Origin of the sequence: Mitsuokella sp. AF33-22, assembly GCF_003475755.1 — a bacterium.
In the GTDB taxonomy this organism is placed as follows: Bacteria; Bacillota; Negativicutes; order Selenomonadales; family Selenomonadaceae; genus Mitsuokella.
Window position 1 is genome coordinate 69,049 of record NZ_QRQA01000004.1, and the last position, 20,927, is coordinate 89,975.

The 20,927-nt window shown below is 58.2% G+C and carries 18 protein-coding genes and 1 riboswitch; of the genes, 16 read left to right on the forward strand and 2 right to left on the reverse strand.

What is annotated here, in order from left to right; all coding sequences use genetic code 11:
* Positions 1 to 182 precede the first annotated feature (182 nt).
* From DWZ54_RS03490 to DWZ54_RS03505, 4 genes are all read left to right on the forward strand, one after another.
* A complete protein-coding gene (locus DWZ54_RS03490; RefSeq protein ID WP_118474524.1) occupies positions 183 to 1,340 on the forward strand; it encodes a M20 family metallopeptidase in 1,158 nt (385 codons plus the stop codon).
* A 56-nt stretch (positions 1,341 to 1,396) separates the two neighbouring features.
* A complete protein-coding gene (gene dcuC, locus DWZ54_RS03495) occupies positions 1,397 to 2,752 on the forward strand; it encodes a C4-dicarboxylate transporter DcuC (RefSeq protein ID WP_118474525.1) in 1,356 nt (451 codons plus the stop codon).
* A 110-nt stretch (positions 2,753 to 2,862) separates the two neighbouring features.
* Complete coding sequence (locus tag DWZ54_RS03500) at positions 2,863 to 3,135, forward strand: GNAT family N-acetyltransferase (protein WP_233541603.1); 273 nt, start codon at positions 2,863 to 2,865, stop codon at positions 3,133 to 3,135.
* 71 nt (positions 3,136 to 3,206) lie between these two features.
* Complete coding sequence (locus tag DWZ54_RS03505) at positions 3,207 to 3,995, forward strand: ADP-ribosylglycohydrolase family protein (RefSeq protein ID WP_118474526.1); 789 nt, start codon at positions 3,207 to 3,209, stop codon at positions 3,993 to 3,995.
* Positions 3,996 to 4,071: 76 nt separating this feature from the next.
* On the opposite strand, the gene DWZ54_RS03510 is transcribed toward DWZ54_RS03505, so the two are convergent.
* Positions 4,072 to 5,289, reverse strand: a complete 1,218-nt coding sequence (locus DWZ54_RS03510; protein WP_118474527.1) for an MFS transporter — start codon at positions 5,287 to 5,289, stop codon at positions 4,072 to 4,074.
* Between the two features lie 295 nt (positions 5,290 to 5,584).
* A complete protein-coding gene (locus DWZ54_RS03515; RefSeq protein ID WP_118474528.1) occupies positions 5,585 to 6,133 on the reverse strand; it encodes a folate family ECF transporter S component in 549 nt (182 codons plus the stop codon).
* A gap of 94 nt (positions 6,134 to 6,227) precedes the next feature.
* A riboswitch (THF riboswitch) is annotated at positions 6,228 to 6,327 on the reverse strand.
* A 198-nt stretch (positions 6,328 to 6,525) separates the two neighbouring features.
* Here DWZ54_RS03515 and DWZ54_RS03520 point away from each other — a divergent pair.
* The 12 genes from DWZ54_RS03520 to hemZ all read left to right on the forward strand — a co-directional run bounded on the left by DWZ54_RS03520 (position 6,526) and on the right by hemZ (position 20,915).
* Positions 6,526 to 7,503, forward strand: coding sequence for a D-2-hydroxyacid dehydrogenase (locus DWZ54_RS03520; protein WP_118474529.1), 978 nt, complete (start codon positions 6,526 to 6,528; stop codon positions 7,501 to 7,503).
* A 262-nt stretch (positions 7,504 to 7,765) separates the two neighbouring features.
* Complete coding sequence (locus tag DWZ54_RS03525) at positions 7,766 to 9,223, forward strand: nicotinate phosphoribosyltransferase (RefSeq protein WP_118474530.1); 1,458 nt, start codon at positions 7,766 to 7,768, stop codon at positions 9,221 to 9,223.
* A gap of 17 nt (positions 9,224 to 9,240) precedes the next feature.
* Positions 9,241 to 10,113: a shikimate dehydrogenase gene (locus DWZ54_RS03530; protein ID WP_118474531.1), complete on the forward strand. Its 873-nt coding sequence runs from the start codon at positions 9,241 to 9,243 to the stop codon at positions 10,111 to 10,113.
* A gap of 44 nt (positions 10,114 to 10,157) precedes the next feature.
* Entirely contained in the window at positions 10,158 to 11,285 is a 1,128-nt protein-coding gene (gene tgt, locus DWZ54_RS03535) for a tRNA guanosine(34) transglycosylase Tgt (protein WP_118474532.1), read from the forward strand.
* Positions 11,286 to 11,356: 71 nt separating this feature from the next.
* Complete coding sequence (gene yajC, locus DWZ54_RS03540) at positions 11,357 to 11,638, forward strand: preprotein translocase subunit YajC (RefSeq protein ID WP_118474533.1); 282 nt, start codon at positions 11,357 to 11,359, stop codon at positions 11,636 to 11,638.
* The gene (locus DWZ54_RS03545) at positions 11,635 to 12,234 is read left to right on the forward strand and encodes a 5-formyltetrahydrofolate cyclo-ligase (RefSeq protein WP_233541604.1); all 600 of its coding nucleotides are present in this window, start codon (positions 11,635 to 11,637) and stop codon (positions 12,232 to 12,234) included. Before yajC ends, DWZ54_RS03545 begins: the two co-directional genes overlap by 4 nt.
* Before the next feature lie 30 nt (positions 12,235 to 12,264).
* On the forward strand, positions 12,265 to 13,521 hold the full coding sequence (secD, locus tag DWZ54_RS03550; protein ID WP_370245730.1) for a protein translocase subunit SecD: 1,257 nt from the start codon (positions 12,265 to 12,267) through the stop codon (positions 13,519 to 13,521).
* On the forward strand, positions 13,514 to 14,431 hold the full coding sequence (gene secF / locus DWZ54_RS03555; protein ID WP_118474534.1) for a protein translocase subunit SecF: 918 nt from the start codon (positions 13,514 to 13,516) through the stop codon (positions 14,429 to 14,431). The genes secD and secF overlap by 8 nt, the downstream gene beginning before the upstream one ends.
* A 160-nt stretch (positions 14,432 to 14,591) precedes the next feature.
* Complete coding sequence (gene recJ, locus DWZ54_RS03560) at positions 14,592 to 16,583, forward strand: single-stranded-DNA-specific exonuclease RecJ (protein WP_118474535.1); 1,992 nt, start codon at positions 14,592 to 14,594, stop codon at positions 16,581 to 16,583.
* 36 nt (positions 16,584 to 16,619) lie between these two features.
* Positions 16,620 to 18,842, forward strand: a complete 2,223-nt coding sequence (locus tag DWZ54_RS03565) for a bifunctional (p)ppGpp synthetase/guanosine-3',5'-bis(diphosphate) 3'-pyrophosphohydrolase (RefSeq protein WP_118474536.1) — start codon at positions 16,620 to 16,622, stop codon at positions 18,840 to 18,842.
* Positions 18,843 to 18,961: 119 nt separating this feature from the next.
* Positions 18,962 to 19,420 carry a Fur family transcriptional regulator gene (locus tag DWZ54_RS03570; RefSeq protein ID WP_118014338.1) on the forward strand — a complete coding sequence of 153 codons (459 nt, stop codon included), beginning with the start codon at positions 18,962 to 18,964 and terminating at the stop codon, positions 19,418 to 19,420.
* Positions 19,404 to 20,915 carry a coproporphyrinogen dehydrogenase HemZ gene (gene hemZ, locus DWZ54_RS03575; protein WP_118474537.1) on the forward strand — a complete coding sequence of 504 codons (1,512 nt, stop codon included), beginning with the start codon at positions 19,404 to 19,406 and terminating at the stop codon, positions 20,913 to 20,915. The genes DWZ54_RS03570 and hemZ overlap by 17 nt, the downstream gene beginning before the upstream one ends.
* Positions 20,916 to 20,927 lie beyond the last annotated feature (12 nt).

The following is a 20,927-nucleotide window of genomic DNA, read 5'->3' on the forward strand; positions in this document are numbered from 1 at the left end:
ATTAGTATAAATATATTTTATCATTCTGCTAAAATAACAGCAATTCGTTTTGCTAATGATTACAGTAGAACAGCGAATTGTACTTCGTCCTTCCAATCCTTTAAACTATGCCTATACAGTGAATGAAAGATTCACTTGTGGACAACTTGAGAATGGATCATGCAGGCAAAGGAGGATATAGCATGAAACGTTGGAATGAAACGATTATTGATGCTGCTCGTTATCAAGAAGAGCTGGCATACCTTGTCAATATAGACAGTTCTTCTTCTGAGCCGGTCGGAGCTGGAAAGGTGGCTGCTTTTTTTCAAGAACAGTATGAACAATTAGGATGGCAAGTGGAGCCGTTGCAGCTCGCGCCATCAATCGGACCCTGTTTGAAGATTACGAACGGACCGGCAGCACATTATGACCTTTTATTGCTGGCTCATCTGGATACGGTTTTTCCGTTGGGAACAGCGGCAAAACGTCCGTTCAGCCGAGATGGTAATCGAGCCATGGGGCCAGGTGTAATTGACTGCAAGGGAGGTGCCTTGTCTGGCCTTTATGTTTTACGAACTTTGCAGGAACATGACCTGCTTCGTAATAAGCATATCTGTGTATTTTTGAATTCAGATCATGAGGGAATCAGTTCCTGCTATTCCAAAACGGTCAATCAAGAGTTAGCCAAGAAAAGCACATGCGTATTGGTGCTGGAATGTGGGCGAGCCAATGGGAATCTGGTCTATAAGAGAAAGGGGATTGCACGCTATCATTTGACTGTCACAGGACGCAGTGCGCATGCCGGCGTGGACTATCAGAATGGTCGTAATGCCATAGAGGAACTGGCTCACTGGATTATCGCCCTGCAGGAAGCGACAGATCTTACTAAAGAAACAACAGTAAATGTAGGACTGGTAAAAGGCGGCACTGCTATCAATGCTGTACCTGGTGAAGCGAAGGCTGCTGTGGATGTGCGGTATTACGATCCGCAGGAAATCGTTCGCATTGAACAATTGATGCAGGAACTGCAGCATCATCCACATGTAAAAGATACATCTGTGACCATTGCCGGCGGGATTACCAGGCCACCCATGCTGCCTACGGAGAAAACGCGTAAGCTGATGCAGCTTATAGAAAAGCAAGGCGAACGTCTGGGAATTGCTTTTGGCTGGACCGCTAGCGGCGGTGGCTCTGACGGCAGTTTTGCGGCCGATGCGGGAACTCCGACAATCGATGGAATGGGACCAGTTGGTGGAGGTGCGCATACGGAACGTGAATATTTGGAAATTGATTCGGTAGAACCCAGAGCGCATTTACTGGCTGCTGTGATTAAAGCCGTATTATCACAAGATAATATTTAATCTGTCAGCAGCGTTTAGAATCATTGCACTGTTTCAGATGTTAGGAGGGAGCTTGAATGTTGTCTTTAGGCATTGCCTTGCTGACAACGATTGTTGTTGCTTGGTTAATCGTCAAACGAATGAAGCCGCAGGCTGTGCTTTTTGCCGGGGGATTTTTCCTTTTGGCTGTAGCAATCTTGATGGGGGTTCCATTGTTGGATGCAAAAAAATCTACTGGCCTGGTATGGTTTGATATTTTTAAATTTGTAGAAGATACGTTTAGTACACGTGCGGCAGGAATTGGTTTGATGATTATGACAGTAGGCGGTTTTGCTAAATACATGGACTACATTGGTGCCAGCCGGAGCCTGGTGCATTTGGCTTCTAAGCCCTTGAGTCTGATTCGTTCGCCCTATCTTCTGCTGGCTGTCAGCTATATTATAGGTCAGCTGCTCAACATTGTCATTCCTAGTGCGGCAGGACTTTGTGTACTGCTTATGGCTACGATGTATCCTGTTCTTGTCAGCCTGGGCGTCAGCCGCTTGTCAGCGGCTGCAGTGGTTGCTACTACACCATGTCTGGATCTCGGCCCTGCTTCGGGTACGGCGGTTTTTGCCGCAAAGACAGCGGATCTGGATGTCGCTGATTATTTTGTCGGAGAGCAGCTCCCGATTGCTGTCGTGACGATGGCTGCTATTTCAATTTCCCATTATTTCATTCAACGTTATTTCGATCGCAAAGAAGGAGTTGAGGCGAAAGTCCTGCAAGCTGCTCCTGTGCAAGAAGGAGAGCAGCTTCCGCCTTCGATTTATGCACTGTTGCCGATGGTGCCAATCATTCTGGTTTTAATGTTCAGCAAACTTTGCATTACCAGTATCAAGATGCCGGTCGTGACGGCTATGATTATCAGTGTGTTTTTGGCTATGCTGATGGAATTGATTCGGACGCGCCATCCCAAAGAAGTATGCAAGAGCATTCAGGTGTTTTTTGATGGTATGGGCCATCTTTTTGCAACAGTTATTACTTTGATTGTGGCCGGTGAAACGTTTGCATTTGGCTTGACAAAGATTGGTGCAATAGACTTGATTATACAGGGAGCGCAGAGTTCCGGTTTTGGTGCAGTTGGCGTCACCCTGATCATGACGATAATTGTAGCTGTTGCTGCTATTATTATGGGCTCCGGTAATGCACCGTTTTATTCTTTTGGTGCGTTGGTTCCAGATATTGCCAAGGGACTTTCCATGCTTCCTGCGACCATGATTACACCGATGCAGATGGCATCCAGTATTGCTCGCAGTGCATCACCAATCACAGCTGCTGTTGTTGCCGTAGCTGGTGTGGCTGATGTATCGCCTGTAGACATTGTCAAGCGTACGGCTATACCCATGGGAATCGCATTGCTGGTTTCATTCCTCATGGCAGTAATTCTTTAAGCTGGAATCTGATTTTTCAGAATCAGGCAGTTTGGGCATCCTTTCTCTTTGCAGATTTTTGTAGTATCATTAGACAAGAAAATAGAGCTTCAGAAAAGGATGGTGGCGAAATGGCAGCAAACATGTTGTTCCGCGAGGAATCCGGGCGGATTTACGCGGAAGATGACACGGGTAAAGTGGTAGCAGAAATTGTATTTCCCGAGGTCCGTCCCGGTGTTTGTGAGATCATGCATACGTATGTCGATGACCGTCTGCGCGGGCAGGGCATTGCGGGGAAGTTGATGACACTGGCCGTGGCTGCCATCGAGCGGAACGGAAAGACGGTGACGGCTTCCTGCTCCTATGCGGTAAAGTGGCTGTCTAGGAGAGCAGCCAAGCGTTGAGAAGCATGGCGGCTGTTTCGTCATGGAATTGGAAGATGAAGTCTGGATACTCGGCAAAGGGGGAATCTCTTATGTTCGGTGCGATTGTTGGCGATATCATCGGGTCGCGGTTTGAGTGGCACAATTGCCGGTCGAAGGAGTTTGCGCTCTTTGATGAGAAGTGCCGGCCGACGGATGACAGCATCATGACGCTGGCGGTGGCGAAGGCCATCCTGGCGGCGCGGCCGGGGTATGAGGACCTGCCGGAACAGGCGGTGCGAGCGATGCAGGAGCTCGGGCGCAGGTATCCGCATGCGGGCTATGGCCGGGGCTTCCGGCAGTGGCTGGCAGCGGAGCATCCGGAGCCTTATCACAGCTTTGGCAATGGCTCAGCCATGCGCGTGAGTCCGGCGGGCTTTGCGGCGCGTTCGGAGGAAGAGGCGAAGTCGCTCGCGCTCGCGGTGACGGCCGTCACGCACAACCATCCGGAGGGCCTCAGGGGCGCGGAGGCCGTGTCCGTCCTCATCTACCATGCGCGTCAGGGCATGAAGATGGACGAGTTGCGCGAGTTTGCGGAAGCGCGCTATTATCGGCTGGATTTCACGCTCGATGAGATTCGGCCGACGTATGAATTCAGCTCGGCCTGCCAGAAGTCGGTGCCGCAGGCGCTCGTGGCATTCCTTTCCTCGCGGGATTTTGAGGATGCAATCCGCAATGCCATTTCAATCGGCGGCGACAGCGATACGATCGCGGCCATTGCCGGCAGCATTGCCGAGGCGTACTACGGAATCCCGCAGGCGCTGCGCGAAGCGGCCATGCAGCGGCTGCCAGCTCCGCTGCAGCAGATCGTGGCGGATTTCGAGCAGGTCTATCCGCAGTAAAAAAAGCCCGTTCCATCCGGCTGCCACGGAGCAGTGAATGGAACGGGCTTTTGTGCACCAATCTGCGTTTGTTTGTTTATGCCTCGGTGTGATGATTCTGCGTTTCCTTCATGAGCAGGGCAACGATGAAGAGGCAGAATTCAAAGGCCACGACGATGATGTCGAGGGCGGCGACATGGCCGAGTGTCGTCGTCAGGAAGCCCATGAGCGGGCCCGAGAAGAACGAGAGGAAGTAGCTCGAAGCGCCGACGATGCCGGTCGCGAGGCCAATCTGGCTCGTGCTGACGCCGTCCTGGGCGATCGTGTAGCCAAGCACGTAGATGGCATGCAGGCCGATGCCCATGAGGCCGCCGACGATGTAGAGGACGGCGGAGGTCTGCGGGATGACGTGGAAAATCAGGAAGGCGCAGAGGGCGTTGAGTCCCGAGAGGAAGATGATGGTCGGCTTGCGGCCGAAGCGGTCGGCGAAGAAGCCGAGGATGACGCCGCTGAGTCCGCCGATGCCGTAGATGGCACCGAAGAAGGAGCCGGCTTCTGTCGGGCTGAAGCCCTTGTACGTCATGAAGAGGTACGGGCCCATCGAGGCAAAGCCCCAGTACGGGATGATGTTGAGAATCTGGATGAGGACGCCGAGCCAGACGACTTTGTTGAAGCCGACGGTGCGGATGGCTTCGATGAGATGGATGCGCTTGATGTCCGTCGAGGTATCCGTGTATTTCTTCTTGAAGCCGAAGATCAGCAGCAGGCCGAAGATGACGGTGACGAGGCCCATGTGCGTCAGGCCGATGCTCCAGTCGCCCGTGCGCTCAAGGCTCCAGCCGTAATACGTCGGGCCGACGTAGGCGCCGATGGAGTAGAAGGTCATCATGAGGCCGTTGAGCATGGCGCGTGCCGCTGGGAAAATGGAGCCGGCGACGGAGTACATGACGATGTTCCAGCAGCCTTCAAAAATGCCGAAGCAGACGCGCCAGAAGGCTGCGCCGGCGAAGCTTGCGGAGGTCGTGACGCAGGCGGTCATGCAGCCGAGGCCGACCATGCCGAAAATCAGCATGCGCTTGCGGCCGAAGCGGTCAGCGAGATAACCGGCCGGAATATCGATGAGTGCCTGGCCGAGCGTAAAGATGGTGCCAATCGTTCCGAGCTGTACGGCGGTCAGAGAAAGCGAGGCTGCGACTGCCTTGAGGCCGACGCCGAAGGAAAGGCGGTTGGCCGAGTAGAAGGCATAGCCGATTGCCAGCAGGAACAGCTGGAACCAAAGGATTTTTGGTATCTTGAGCGGGTTCTTTTGCTCCATAATACATACGTCCCTTCTAAAAATAAATGCATGATGAAAAATAGGAAAGATTGTTTTGTATTATAGCACTTACACTTTAAATGTAAACATTGAACGGGAATAAAATACATAAATTTTTATACAAGAGACATATCGCGAAAAATCTCGGAAAAGTACGATGAAAGCATATAGAGAGTAATAAAAAACGCCCTCTCCATGTACTGGCTTTTCAGCGGGAAAGGGCGTGGCTGTCCGGGCGATGCCGGTTTTCGGAGAATTTTCGGATTGTGCAGCGGGAGTTTGCTGTTTGCTGTTGTCAGGCTGCCGCGGAGGAAGCGGACTTTTCGGCCTGCGGCTGCGGGAACTGCTCGGGCAGGAAGCGCAGCAGGGGACGGTAGACCATGAGAAAGAGGCCGACCTCCATGGGATAGCAGAGGAGATTCTTGATGAGGCGGCTCAAGAAGATGGCGGAGGCTGCCTTATGGTAGAAGATGGTCAGCCAGAGCGTGTTGAGGCCCAGGTGGATGAAGACCATGACGAGGAAGAAGGGGATGCAGGCGCGCAGCAGCGTGACACGCCTGCGGTAGAAGAACCAGCCGTAGATGTAGCCAGTGAGAAATCCTGAGACGAGGAAGCCCGGGAAGAAAATACTCGTGCCGAGCAGGGCCGTGCCGATGAAGTCGGCGGCCGCTGCGACGAGCCCCGCCTTCATGGGGCCGTACATCGCGCCGTAGATCGCGATCGGCAGGAAGCCGAAGGTGATGCGCACGAAGACGGTCTGGACCGCGAAGACGTAGGAGAGAAGCACGGCCAGCGCTACGGAGACGCCGGCGTAAACGAGGGGCTTGACGGAGAATCTGGACATGAAAAAAGACCTTCCTTTCCATTGTGTGACGAGTGTGTGACAAGTAGCAATGGGTTGCAGCGTTGCTGCAACAAGGAAAGCCTTCCGTGCCTGCAGCAGCGGGATGCAATGCCTGCACCGCAGCCTCTGGGGCTTTCGTCCGGATGTCAACTCCCCGTACATCCGGCACTTGACGCGCAGGCACTTACTCTGCTCATATTTTGCATCGATGCCCTTAGTATAGCGCGGAATGTTTTGTTTGGCAATGGCCCGGGACTGTATGTAAAACTGTAACATATTTTTTCGTTCAAAAAAGGCTTCTGGCGGTGGTTTGACGAAATATCTATCTGGAAAAACCAATCCGGCTTTTCGAATCTTGATGTTTGACGCAAAAACGATAGGGGGCCCTTCATATGGAACAGTTTACGATTGCTGTAGTCAATTCGTTCATGAATGAAGCGCATCGCGAGCAGATTGCCGCACTGGCGGCGGAGCACGATGCGAAAGTGAAATTCTTCACGTCGCAGGACGAAGCCCTGCCGCAGATGGCGGATGTCGATATCCTGTATGCGGCGGCGACGGGCGGCGGGCATAAGCTCGCGCAGGCCGCGCCACATCTCAAGTGGTTCTGCAGTGTGTCGGCGGGCGTCGATCCCGTGCTGCGCCCGGGTGTTTTGCCGGAGGGCTGCCTGCTCTCGAATTCCTCCGGTGCCTACGGCGTGACAATCGCGGAGCATCTCGTCATGGTGACGCTGATGCTCGTGCGCCGGTATCCGGAGTATGCGGAAATCATCCGCCGCCACGAGTGGCAGAACAATCTGCCGCTGCGTTCCATCAAGGACAGCCGCGTGACGATCGTCGGGACGGGCGATATCGGCACGCGCTATGCCGAGCGCATCCAGTCCTTCCAGCCCGCGCGCATCGTCGGTATCAACCGCAGCGGCCGCAAGCGCAGCGCCGTCTACGACGAGGTGGCCGACCAGTCGCATCTCACGGAGTACCTGCCGGCAACGGATATCCTCGTGCTCTGCCTGCCGGGCACGCGCGAGACGACGAACCTCCTCTCCCGGGAGCGCCTGGCCATGCTGCCGAAGGATGCCTTCGTCATCAACGTGGGCCGTGGCAACTCCATCGATCAGGCGGCGCTCGTCGAGGCGCTCAATCACGACGAGCTCGCGGGCGCAGCGCTCGATGTCATGGCCAAGGAACCCATCCCCGAGGGCGATCCGCTCTGGACGGCCAAGAACGTCATATTGACGCCGCACTGCTCGGGCAAGATGACGCTGGCCTACACGCGCGACAAGAGCGTGGCGATGTTCTGCGAGGACTTCGTCCATTTCATCAAGCATGAGCCGCTGGCACATGAGGTCAAGCGCGAGCTCGGCTATTGATGCATGCCGGCAGGAAAACTGAAGCAGGGAACGGCACGGTGCAGCGGCATCGCGCCGTTTTTTTATGGATGTTCTGTTTTCGGGCCGGATACCTGTGCTTTTGCAGGAGGTTTTTGTGGGATATCGCAAGAATCTGGCCGTATTTGGAGGCGGGGAGTGTCAAGATACCCGGATATGTGTTATAATCGAGTGTATGCATAATTTATAGAAAGCGATAAAGCTATGTTGTTGCGGGAAACCGCAGGATGAAGGGGTTGGCGTCATGACGCAGTTTGACAAGCGCAATATCACGATGATGATGGACTTTTATGAGATGACCATGGCCAATGGTTATTTCAAAGACCATGACAAGGACGTGCAGGTGGCTTTCGATGTCTTCTATCGGGCAAATCCGGATGAGGGCGGCTTTGCCATCTTTGCCGGCCTCGAGCAGGTCATCGAGTATGTGGAAAACATGGAGTTCATGAAGGAGGATGTGGAGTACTTCCGTCAGCAGGGAATCTTCTCCGAGGAGTTCCTCGCCTATCTGGCGGATTTCCGCTTCAAGGGCGATATCTACGCGCTGCCCGAGGGCACGGTCATGTACCCGAATGAGCCAATCCTGACAGTTGTCGCACCGCTCATCGATGCGCAGCTCGTCGAGACGGCCATCCTGGCACAGATCAACCATCAGTCGCTGATCGCGACGAAGGCCCGCCGCATCTGCCGGGCCGCTGACGGCCGCGCCGTCTCGGATTTCGGCGCACGCCGCGCGCACAATATGGATGCGGCGACGTACGGCGCCCGCGCCGCCTATATCGGCGGCGTCGTCGGCACGGCAACGTGCTCGGCCGGCCAGATGTTCGGCATCCCCATCTCGGGCACGATGGCGCACAGCTGGGTCATGTTCTACGGCGATGAGTACGAAGCCTTCAAGAAGTACGCCGAGACGTATCCGGATGCGACGGTTCTGCTCGTCGATACGTATGATGTCATCCATTCCGGCATCCCCAACGCCATCCGCGTGGCACATGAGGTGCTCGAGCCGATGGGCAAGCGTCTCATGGGCATCCGCATCGATTCGGGCGACCTCGCGTACCTCTCGAAGCGCGTGCGCAAGATGCTCGATGCGGCGGGGCTTCCCGACTGCAAGATCGTCGTGTCGAACAGCCTCGATGAATTCACGGTATCGTCGCTGCTCTCGCAGGGGGCCTGCATCGATGCGTTCGGCATCGGCGAGCGCCTGATCACGGCGAAGTCCGAGCCGGTCTTCGGCGCCGTCTACAAGCTGGCGGCCGTCGGCGAGAACGGCGAGTTCGCTCCGCGCATCAAGGTTTCGGAGAATGTCGAGAAAATCACGAATCCGGGCCTCAAGGATCTCTACCGCGTCTACGATGAGAACGGGCATGCCGTGGCCGATCTTCTGGCCATCTGCGGCGAGCTCTTCGATATGAAGCAGCCCGTGCGCTACGTCGACCCGCAGAAGCCGTGGAAGAACCGTTCGTTCGAGAACTGCACGTTCAAGAACCTGCGCAAGTGCTACGTTCGTCAGGGCAAGCGCACGGAAGAGCTGCCGGCCCTCGACGAGATCCGCGACTACGTCAAAGAGCAGCTTGACAACGAGATCTGGGAAGAGGAGCAGCGTTTCGAGAATCCGCATCGCCATTATCTCGACATGACGCCGGATTACTACGAGCTCAAGATGGATCTTCTGACGAAGACGCGCCGCGAGCATGCGTGAGGAACTGAGGTGAAAGCATGAGCCAGAAGCTTACGGGAACGACGCAGAATCTCGGCGTCATGGGCTGGCCAATCCGCCATTCCCTGTCGCCGGTGCTGCAGAATGCAGCCCTTGAAAGGGCGGGCCTCGACTACGTCTATGTGGCACTGCCCGTGCCACCGGAAAAGCTTCGGACGGCTGTCGAGGGACTACGGGCGATGGGCTTTGCCGGCTGGAATGTGACGATTCCGCACAAGCAGGCCATCATGCCGCTGCTCGACGAGATCGACGAGGACGCGCGCATCATCGGGGCCGTGAATACCGTGGTCCGGAAGGACGGGCGGCTGCTCGGCTATAATACCGATGTCACGGGCTTCCTCATGCCGCTTCAGCGCAGGCATGTCGTCCTGCGCGGGAAGCAGGCGGCTCTTTTGGGTGCGGGCGGCGCTGCGCGCGCTGTCATCTGGGGCCTCCTGCGCGAGGGCGTTTCGTCGATTGCCATCGGCGTGCGCAATCCGCACAAGGCGGAACCCCTCGTCCGCGAGTTTGCGCCGTACGGAGTCCTGCGCGTCTATCACTGGGAGGATGAGGCATTCCGCGCGGAGCTCGGCGAGACGGATCTGCTCGTCAACACGACACCGCTCGGCATGACGCCGCATACCGAAGGCATGCCGCCTGTCGTCTGGCAGGATCTCAAGGCCTCGGCCTTCGTCTATGACATCATCTACACGCCGGCGCACACGCGCTTCCTGCGGGAGGCCGCGGTGCACGGCCACACCATCCTGAACGGCGAGGAAATGCTCGTCGGGCAGGGCGCGGCTGCCTTTGCGCGCTGGACCGGGCAGGAGCCTGACCTTGCGTGCATGCTCGACGCCCTGCGCCGGGAGCTTTCCTCCCGCCGCCAGCCGTGACAACCAGCACAGTCGCCAAAAAACAAGAAAGTTGAGGGTTTTGTTTGACTGCGATCACTTATGAATTAGTCAAAAAAGATGCCGCCACGGGAGCCCGTGCCGGCATCATCCATACGCCGCACGGCAGCTTCCCCACGCCAATCTTCATGCCCGTGGGCACACAGGCCTCGGTCAAGGGAGTCTCGCCCGATGAGCTCAAGGATCTCGGCGCGGGCATCATCCTGTCGAATACGTATCATCTCTTCCTGCGCCCGGGCATGGACCTCGTGCGTGAGGCCGGCGGCCTGCACAAGTTCATGCACTGGGACCGCGCCATCCTGACGGACAGCGGCGGCTTCCAGGTGTTCAGCCTCGGTGATTTGCGCAAGATCACGGAGGAGGGCGTGACGTTCCGCTCGCATATCGACGGCTCGAAGAAATTCCTGTCGCCGGAAGTCTCGATGGACGTCCAGATGGCACTTGGCTCCGATATCGTCATGGCCTTTGACGAATGCGTGCCGTATCCGGCGGATTTTCAGTATGCCAAGCAGTCGACGGAGCGCACGCTGCGCTGGCTCAAGCGCTGCAAGCAGGCGATGACGGCCCCGAATCAGGGCCTCTTCGGCATCGTGCAGGGCGGCATGTACAAGGAGCTGCGCGAGTGGAGTGCCCGTGAGACGGTGGCACTCGACCTGCCGGGCTATGCAGTCGGCGGCCTCTCTGTCGGCGAGCCCAAGGAGCTCATGTACGAGATGCTCGAGTATTCCACGTCGCTCCTGCCGGAGAACAAACCGCGCTACCTCATGGGCGTCGGCACGCCGGACTGTCTCGTCGAGGGCGTGCAGCGCGGCATCGATATGTTCGACTGCGTCTACCCGACGCGTGTCGCGCGCAACGGTATGGCGATGACGTGGACGGGCCGCCTCGTGATGAAGAATGCCCAGTTCACGCACGACCATCACGTGCTCGAGGAGGGCTGCGGCTGCTATGCGTGCCGCAACGGCTACACGCGCGCCTACATCCGTCACCTCGTGCGTGCCGGTGAGATCTTCGGCCTGCGCCTGCTGTCGCTGCACAACCTCTGGTTCCTGCAGGAATTCATGCGCCGCATGCGCCAGGCCATCCTCGAAGACCGCTTCGGCGCCTTCCGCGAGGAATTCCTCGCCCATTACGTCATGCATGGCAAGCAGTGAGCCTGCCCGTGCACCGTTGAACCTGTATCCGTTGGAAGTGTATTCCATATATATGTAAAGGAGTGTTTTTCATGAGTCCAGAAATGCTTGGAACCGTCGGCCCTATCGTGGTCATGATCGCAATCTTCTACTTCCTGCTGTACCGTCCGCAGAAGAATCAGCAGAAGAAGCGCATGAGCATGCTTGACAGCCTCAAGAAGGGCGACAAGGTCGTCACGATCGGCGGCATCTACGGCACGATCGAGGCCCTGTCGGACAAGTCGCTGAAGCTCAAGATTGCGGACCGCGTCGTCATTGAAGTGGCGCGTGCGAGCATCAACGCTGTGCTCACGGAGGAAACGGAAGCGAAATGAACGGGCTGTCGCATGAGGCCATGCTGTCCCTGAAGAAAGATCTGCGCCAAAAGATGCTGGCGTTCCGCCGGCAGCTCGCGCCGGCCGCGCGGGCCGAAAAGAGCGCCGCCATCCTCGCGCGCCTTTATGAGGAGCCGTCGTTCCAACAGGCGAAGACCGTTTTTGCCTACGCTTCGATGCCGGACGAGGTGCAGCTCGGCGCGCTGCTCACATACTGCCTTTCCCACGGCAAGCGCGTGGCGCTGCCGCTCATTACGGGCAAAGGCCTCATGGAGGCCGTGAACCTGCCGGAGCTTTCTGACCTCGTGCCGGGCAAGTTCGGCATTCTGACCGTCCGGCCCGACCGGCAGGAGATCATCCCCGCCGGCGAGATCGACTTTGTCGTCGTGCCCGGCGCGGCCTTCTCGCCTGAGGGGGACCGGCTCGGCCTCGGCGGCGGCTATTACGACCGCTATCTCATGGAGAAGGCACCGCAGGCTTTCCGGGCGGCGCTGACCTTTGATGGCCAGGTCACGGCAGATGTGCCCATGGAGGCGCATGATGCCACGGTCAATTTGATCCTGACGGAAACACGCCGGATCTTGATTCATACATAAAAAAGACCACAAGGAAAGGGTTGTGAAACGTTGAGAAAGAACAGTCTCATCAAACTCATCATCTGCATCGTGGCCATCATCGGTATTTTCCTGGTTGCGGTGAAGCCGCTGGCGAATTCCATCCGCCAGGGCCTTGACCTGCAGGGCGGCACGCACGTCGTGCTCGAGGCCGAGGACACAGATGTAGCAAAAGTCAACGATGACGCGATGAACCGCGTCGTTACGATCATGGAGAAGCGCGTCAACGCGCTGGGCCTCACCGAGCCAATCATCCAGCGTGAGGGCGAGCGCCGCGTCATCATCGAGCTGCCGGGCGTCAAGGACCCGGATGCGGCCATCAAGATCATCGGCAAGACGGCCATGCTCGAATTCAAGGATGAAGACGGCAATACGGTGCTCACGGGTACCGACCTCAAGGATGCCCAGGCTGCGACGAATCAGCAGAATGGCCAGAATGTCGTCAACCTCGAATTCACCGATGAAGGCGCGAAGAAATTCGCTGACCTCACGACGAAGAACGTCGGCCGCACGATTTCCATCCTGCTCGATGGCGAAGTGCTGACGGCTCCGAACGTCCGCGAGCCGATCCTCGGCGGCAAGGCTGAGATCACAGGCCAGAAGACGCTCGAAGAGGCTCAGAACCTCGCCGTCGTACTCAGGAGCGGTGCTCTGCCGGTAAAGGTCAATATCATCGAGACGCGCACGGTCGGCCCGACGCTCGGCCAGGATTCCAAGGACAAGTCGGAATTCGCCTTTGCTGTCGGCCTCGGCGCCGTCCTCCTGTTCATGATTTTCTTCTATCGCATGTCGGGCTTTATCGCCGACATCGCGCTGATGGCCTACACGATCATGCTGCTCGGCCTCTTGTATCTGCTCGATGCAACACTGACGCTGCCGGGCGTCGCCGGTATCATCCTGACCATCGGTATGGCCGTCGATGCGAACGTCCTGATCTTCGAGCACTTCAAGGAGGAGTACCAGATTCAGGGCAAGACGCTGCGCATGTCGATGGAATCGGGCTTCAAGCGCGCGTTCACGACGATTTTCGACTCGAATATCACGACGATCATCGCGGCTGTCGTGCTGTTCTTCCTCGGTACGGGTACGATCCGCGGCTTTGCCATCACGCTGGGCCTCGGCACCGTGCTCTCGATGTTCACGGCCATCACGCTGACGCATTACATGCTGCGCCTCATGGTCGATGCCAAGCTCTTTGAGAAGCCGGGCGCTTACGGCGTCACGGGCTTCATGCTCTGGAAGAAGGAGGATGTGAAGAAGGATGCCTAAATTCGATATAGCAGGTCATCGGAAAATCTGGTTCCTGATTTCCGCCCTGATCATCATCCCCGGACTCATCTGCATGGCAGTCCGCGGCTTCAATTTCGGTATCGACTTCACGGGCGGTACCATCATCGATCTCAAGTTCAACCAGCCGGTCGCCATCTCCGACATCCGCACGAGCCTCGGCAAGTACGATCTCGACGATGCGACCATCCAGCTCTCGGGCGCGCAGTCCGATGTCCACGAGTCAGAGAATGTCATGATCCGCACGAAGGACCTCGAGGAGGATCAGCGCAAGGAAGTCATGGCGACGCTCAAGAGCGATGTCGGCGACTACCAGGTGCTGCGCGAGGAGAAGGTCGGCGCGACGATTGGCGGCGAGCTCATCACGAATGCGCTGCTGGCCCTGCTCGTCTCGTGGGTGCTCATCATCCTCTACGTGGCGTACCGCTTTGAGCTGCGCTTCGGCATCGCGGCTGTGCTGGCCCTCGTGCACGATATCCTCATCGTGCTTGCGGTGTTCTCGCTGACGCAGCGCCAGATCGATTCCTCGTTCATCGCGGCCCTTTTGACGATCGTCGGTTATTCCATCAACGATACAATCGTCATCTTCGACCGCATCCGCGAGAACCTCAAGCTGCATTTCCGCCGCGGCGGCGACATCAACGAACTCGTCAACCGCAGTATCTATCAGACGCTGACGCGTTCCCTCTACACGGTCTTCACGGTCCTCTTCACGACGGCCGCGCTCTACTTCTTCGGCGGCGATACGACGAAGGATTTCGCTTTCGCGCTGCTCGTTGGCTTCAGCGTCGGCTGCTATTCGTCGATCTTCATCGCGAGCCCGCTCTGGATCGTATTCCGCAACTGGTCGGAGGGCAAACGCCATCAGCCGAAGGCCGCACCGGCCAAATAAATGCCTGGCGAAGATGCCTGAGGCGATAAGATTGTCACCTGGAAGCCTGTTCTGTTAGACAGGCTTCTTTTTTTGTGCTAATATTGATGGGACTGATAGGATTTTACATGGATACAACGAATACCATAAAGATAAAGAATGTATCGTAACGGGAGTTTTTATGATCAAGCAGTGGAACATGTACGAGCCGATACCGGATCTCGGTTCGTTCGCCAGGGCCATCGGGCAGGATGAGATGATGGCGACGATCCTCTGGCATCGCGGCATACGGGATGCGAAGGAGGCGGAGGCTTTCCTGCACCCTGAGGCGCAGCCCTTTGAAGATCCGTTCCTCATGAAGGATATGGAGGTTGCGGTCTCCCGCCTCACGCAGGCAATCGATAACGGCCAGCACATCACGGTGTACGGCGATTACGATGTCGACGGCATGACGGCGACGTCGCTGATGCTGCTGAACCTGCGTGCCATGGGTGCGCGGGTCGACTTTTACATACCGGACCGCCTGACGGAAGGCTACGGCCTCAACCGGCAGGCACTCGAAACGCTCGCGGGGAAGACGGATCTTCTGGTGACGGTGGACTGCGGCATCGCCTCGGTCGATGATGTCGGGGCCATGCAGGGCAGGCTCGACATCATCGTGACAGATCATCACCTGCCGGGGGCGCAGCTCCCGCCGGCCGTGGCTGTCCTCAACCCGCACCGTGCGGACTGTCCGTATCCCGACAAGGAGCTCGCGGGCGTCGGCGTGGCCTTCAAGCTCTGCCAGGCTCTCTGGCAGAGACGCGGGGGGCATGGCGATGCGAGGGGCATCGAGCTCGCGGCGCTCGGCACGGTCGCCGATCTCGTCTCCCTGCGCGGCGAGAACCGCCGCATCGTCAAGGAGGGCCTCCGCCGCATGGAAGAGGAGCCGCTGCCGGGGCTTGCCGCGCTGATCGAGGTTGCGAATCTCACGGGCAAGCACCTGAACGCCGGCCATGTCGGCTTCATGCTCGCACCGCGCCTCAACGCAGCCGGGCGCATCCGCTCGGCCCGCCAGGGCGTGAAACTCCTGACGGCCGGGAGCCGCGAGGAAGCGGCGCCCATCGCAGAAGAACTCGATCTTCTGAACCGGGAACGCCAGGAGCTTGAGCGCGGCATCGTGCAGAAGGCGGAGGAGAAGCTTGCGCCGGAGGAGCCCTTCTCACTGCCGGCCCTCGTCGTGGCGGGCAGGGGGTGGAACCCCGGCGTCATCGGCATCGCGGCCTCGCGCCTCGTCGACAAGTACTACAAGCCCGCCATCGTGCTGACCATCCAGGACGATGGCGTCTGCAAGGGCTCGTGCCGCAGCATCAAGGGGCTGCACATGGTTGAGGCCCTGCGCGCCTGCCGGGAGCACCTGCTGCAGTTCGGCGGCCACGAGATGGCGGCGGGGCTTTCCCTCAAGGAAAGCGAACTGCCGGCCTTCCGCGAGGCCTTTGGTGCCTATGCGGCCGCGCATCTCACGGCCGACGATTACCAGCCGAAGGTCGCCGTCGAATTTGAACTGGCGCCTGAGGCCATCACGATTCCGATGGTGGAGGAGCTCGAGAAGCTCGAGCCTTACGGCATGGGCAACCCGAAGCCGCTCTTCGGATGCCGCGATGTGCGCGCGGAGGAGGCCGTGGCCATCGGGCGGGAGCGCAATCACCTGCGCTTCCAGCTCGGCACGCGCGAGCACCGCGTGACGGGGCTCATGTGGAACCGGGCGGAGCTCGCGGGCGTCGTCAATGCGGAGCCCTGCGACCTCGTCTATGCGCCCGCCATCAATGAATGGAACGGCAATCGCAGCGTGCAGTGCTTCGTGGAGGAGCTCAGCCCCGCTGCGTCCGGCAGGGTCTTCCCGGGGAAGGAGACGCTGCGGGATATCTACCGCTTCCTGTATGGCATCCAGCAGCAGAGGGGCAGCATCCCGTTTACGGCGGCCGGGCTCACGGAGGCCTGCAACCGCCTCATGCGGCCCATGGCGTATTTCACCATGGCGATGGGCCTGCGCGTCTTCCAGGAACTCGGGCTCGTGCGCGAGAGCCTCGAGGAGACGGGCTACTACCTGCCGCCGCCGTCCGGGAAAATGGATCTTGCCGCCTCGCCGACGTTCCGCCGCTATGCGGGAGAGCGGGGCCTTGAGAATCGCTGAGAGAAGAAGCATCACGTCAATGAGGAGTTGGGACGTATGAACGATAAAGATAAAGAACCGGTGACGATCGACACCATCATCGATAACGTCAGGGCGTATTCGCCCAAGGCCAACCTCGATCTCATCCGCAGGGCCTATGAGATCGCGCAGAAGGCCCATCAGGGGCAGACGCGCGTTTCGGGCGAAGCCTATATCATCCATCCGCTGCATGTCGCGGAAATCCTGACGGAGCTGCATCTCGACGATGTGACCATCAGCGCGGCACTCCTGCACGATGTCGTCGAGGATACGACGTACACGCTCGACCAGATGAAGGAGCTCTTCGGCGAGGAAGTGGCCATGCTCATCGATGGCGTGACCAAACTCGGCCGCCTGCAGTACAAATCGAAGGAAGAGGCCCAGCTCGAGAGCTACCGCAAGATGTTCCTCGCGATGGCCAAGGACATCCGCGTCATCATGATCAAGCTGGCGGACCGCCTGCATAACATGCGCACGCTCAAGTACATGCGCGAGGACAAGCAGAAGCGCATCGCGCGCGAGACGATTGAGATCTACGCACCGCTCGCGAACCGCCTCGGCATCTCAAGCATCAAGTGGGAGCTCGAGGATCTCTGCCTGCGCTATCTCGAGCCGGAGATCTACTACGACCTCGTCGAGAACGTCAAACAGAAGCGCAAGGAGCGCCAGTCCTTCATCGAGACGTCCATCCGGCAGATCCAGGAAAAGCTCGAGGAAGCGCACATCAAGGCCGACATCAGCGGCCGCGCCAAGCATTTCTACAGCATCTACAAGAAGATGAAGCGCGACAACAAGGACCTCAGCGAGATCTACGATCTTTCGGCCGTGCGCGTGCTCGTCGATTCCGTCAAGGACTGCTACGGCGTGCTCGGCGTCATCCATGCGATGTGGAAGCCGATCCCGGGCCGCTTCAAGGATTACATCGCCATGCCGAAATCGAACGGCTATCAGTCGCTGCACACGACGGTCATGACGCGCGGCTATCCGCTTGAGATCCAGATCCGCACGTTCGCGATGCATCAGGTGTCGGAGTACGGTGTCGCGGCGCACTGGAAGTACAAGGAGGCCGGCAAGGGAGCCAAGGCGACGGGCGCCGTCGACCAGAAGATGAGCTGGCTGCGCCAGATGGTCAGCCTGCAGCAGGAACTCAGCGACCCAAAGGAATACTTCGAGGCCCTCAAAGTCGATATCTTCTCCGACGAGGTTTTCGTCTTCACACCGAAGGGCGATGTCGTCGATCTGCCGAAGGGCTCCATCCCGATTGACTTTGCTTACCGCATCCACACGGAAGTCGGCCATCACTGTGTCGGCGCCAAGGTCAACGGCAAGCTCGTGCCGCTCGAGTACAAGCTCAAGAACGGCGATATCGTCTCGGTCATCACGAACAAGGCCAACAACGGCCCGAGCCGCGACTGGCTCAACATCGTCGCTTCCTCGGAGACGCGCAGCAAGATCCGCTCGTGGTTCAAGAAGGAGAAGCGCGAGGAGAACATCGAGCGCGGTTTCGAACTCATCAAGGAGGAGGCCAAGCATCTCGGCTATGCGCCGAAGCAGCTTCTGAAGGAAGGCCGCCTGCAGCAGGTGGCCGACAAGCTCAACATCCAGAGTGAGGATGACCTTTTGGCCGCGCTCGGCTTCGGCGGGCTGACGGTGCGCAGCGTCATGACGAAGCTCATCGAGCTCTACAAGAAGGATCTCAAGGAAGCGACGCCGCCCGACGTCTCGAAGATGCTCTCGGAGCTCAAGACCCCGCAGCACAACGGCAAGCGCAGCCGTTCGAGCCACGGCGTGCTCGTCGAGGGCGAAAGCGGCCTCCTCGTGCGCCTCGCGCGCTGCTGCAACCCGATCCCGGGCGATCAGATCGTCGGCTTCATCACGCGCGGCCGCGGCGTCTCCGTACACCGTGCCGACTGCCCGAATGTCCTGCGCGACAACGACCTCTCGCGTCTCATCGAAGTCAGCTGGGATATCGGCCTCGACAAGGATTACACGGTCGAGATCGAGATTGTCTGCAACGACAAGAGCGGTGCGCTCGCGGAGCTTCTGGCCGTGCCGTCGGAGATGAAACTCAATATCCGCAGCGTCAATGCGAACCCGAACCGCAACAACAAGACGTCGACGGTCGTCATGGGCATCGATGTCAAGAGTGCCTCGCAGGTCGCCCAGATCATGACGAAGATGCGCCGCCTCAAGAATGTCTACAGTGTCACGCGCGCCATGGGCCGCAATGCCTCGAACTGAGCGCGTGCCCTTGATTGTATTTTCTCTTCGGTTTTGTTATAATGAATACATTTGATGCTTATTTATAATCAACTTATAATCGATAATCAATAAAATCATTGAGGAAAGAGGATCTTACTATGCCACGTACATTTACCATGGAAGATTTAAAACGGAAACTGCAGGAACGCCAGCATAAGATGACGCCGCAGCGCCAGGTCGTGCTGCAGATTTTCCTTGATCACCCGGGCGAACACCTGAGCGCAGAAGATGTGCACGGAATCCTGCGCGACAACAAGTCGGAAATCGGCCTGGCGACGGTGTACCGCAGCCTGGAACTGCTGTCGGATCTCGGCATCCTGCAGAAGATGGAGTTCGGCGACGGCTGCAGCCGCTACGAGGTCAATACGACGGACCCGTCGCAGCACCATCATCATCATCTGATCTGCACGAAGTGCGGCAAGGTCATTGAGTTCGAAGACGATCTGCTGGAGCCGCTGGAGCAGGATATCCAGGAGAAATCCGGCTTCAAGATTTCCGATCATCAGGTCAAGTTCTTCGGCCTCTGCAAGGAGTGTCAGGATGACGCTCAGGGTTAATTCGTTCACACTCAACAACAAGCGCGAGATCACGGACAAGATCGTGCGCGAGGTGCTCGTGCTCTTCAAGGTCGAGGTCGTCGGCCGGCGCGGCGAGGCGGACTTCGCACAGCTCTCCGTTGTCAACCGCCGCCTGCCGGATACGGGGACGGGGCTGCCGCAGGTCGAGAGCGAACTCCTGCTCTTCGATTTGAAGGGCCATGTGCGCCGTTTCGTGCGCCGCGGCACGGGCAAGGCTGACGAGCGCGAGGGGGCGGCCGTCAACCGCCTCATCAAGCTCAATCTCTACCGCATCTTCCGCGAGGAACTCGGCATGCCGGAAGCTCCCTGGGGCATCCTGCACGGCGTGCGCCCGACGAAGATCGTGCATCGCTGGATCCGCGGCGGCCTTGCGGAAGAAGCCATCGTCGCAAGGCTCCAGGAAGATTATGCCTGCAGCGAACAGAAGGCCCGCGTCATCACGCCGATGGCCTTCCGCCAGCTGCCGTTCCTCAGGACTTCCGATGAAAAGACCGTCAGCGTCTACGTGGGCATCCCGTTCTGCCTGACGCGCTGCCTCTACTGCAGCTTCCCCTCGAACATCCTGCCCGGGGAAAGCAAACTGCAGGAATTCATGAACGTCTTGACGAAAGATCTCATGGCGGCCCGGGATGCCATCGCGCATTACGGGTTCCGCGTGCAGAATATCTACGTCGGCGGCGGCACGCCGACGAGCCTGCCCGATGAATTTTTTGCTCAAATGCTCGAGATGGTATATAATGCTTTTTATGGACCCGATACCGTGGAGTTCACGGTGGAGGCCGGCCGTCCCGACAGCATCACGCCGGGGAAGATCGAGACGATGAAGAGGCTCTGTGTCTCGCGCGTCAGCGTCAATCCGCAGACCATGCAGCTGCGGACGCTCAAACGCATCGGCCGCCAGCACACGCCCGAAGATGTCGTCGCGATGTTCCATGCCCTGCGCGAAGCGGGCATCCCGCACATCAACATGGACCTCATCCTGGGGCTGCCGGGCGAGACGGCTGAGGATGTGCGCGATACGATGGAGAAGGTCGTGGCGCTCGAGCCCGATGACATCACGCTGCACGCGCTCGCGCTCAAGCGCGGCTCGCGCCTCAAGCGCCTCATGGAGGAGCAGCACGTGGAGCTGCCGTCTGACGAGGAGACGCGCCGCATGTCGGAAGTCGCCATGTCCTATGTGGCAGCTGCCGGCATGAAGCCGTATTACCTTTACCGCCAGGGCTACATGAGCGGCGACCTCGAGAACGTGGGCTGCTGCCGTCCGGGTGCGGAAGGCATGTACAACATCCAGATTATGGAGGAGCATCAGACCATCCTCGGCATCGGCGGGGCGGCCACGACGAAGGTCGTCGATTTCCGCGCACAGCGCATGAAGTCCTCGTTCAATGCGAAGGACCTCGCGACGTATCTGCGGGATGTGGATATTTACATAGAGAAACGCAGGCAGCTCCTGGAAGAGGCCTGCGGAAAATAAGAAACAGGGGGA